General features: G+C 45.1%; 1 protein-coding gene. It reads left to right on the forward strand.

The features are described 5' to 3' along the window. On the forward strand, positions 1-386 hold a 386-nt coding region (locus ACFRCG_RS48560; protein ID WP_380043079.1), incomplete at both ends, for a condensation domain-containing protein.

The following is a 386-nucleotide window of genomic DNA, read 5'->3' on the forward strand; positions in this document are numbered from 1 at the left end:
TGGAAGCGAAAGAACAGCAAACATTTGCGGAGCTTTTGGAGCAAGCAAAGCAGACGAACCTGTCAGCGCTTGAGCATCAGGAGTATCCGTTTGAAGATCTGGTTAATCAGCTTGATCTCCCTCGGGATATGAGCCGAAACCCATTGTTTAATGTGATGGTGACGACAGAAAACCCTGATAAAGAACAGCTTACATTGCAAAATCTGAGCATTTCACCTTATGAGGCTCATCAGGGAACTTCTAAGTTTGATCTGACACTGGGCGGATTTACTGATGAAAATGGCATTGGCTTGCAGCTCGAATATGCGACAGATCTGTTCGCAAAAGAAACAGCTGAAAAATGGAGCGAATACGTTCTGCGGCTACTAAAGGCTGTTGCGGATAAC

It is taken from the genome of Embleya sp. NPDC056575, assembly GCF_042793325.1.
Taxonomy (GTDB): domain Bacteria; phylum Actinomycetota; class Actinomycetes; order Streptomycetales; family Streptomycetaceae; genus Embleya.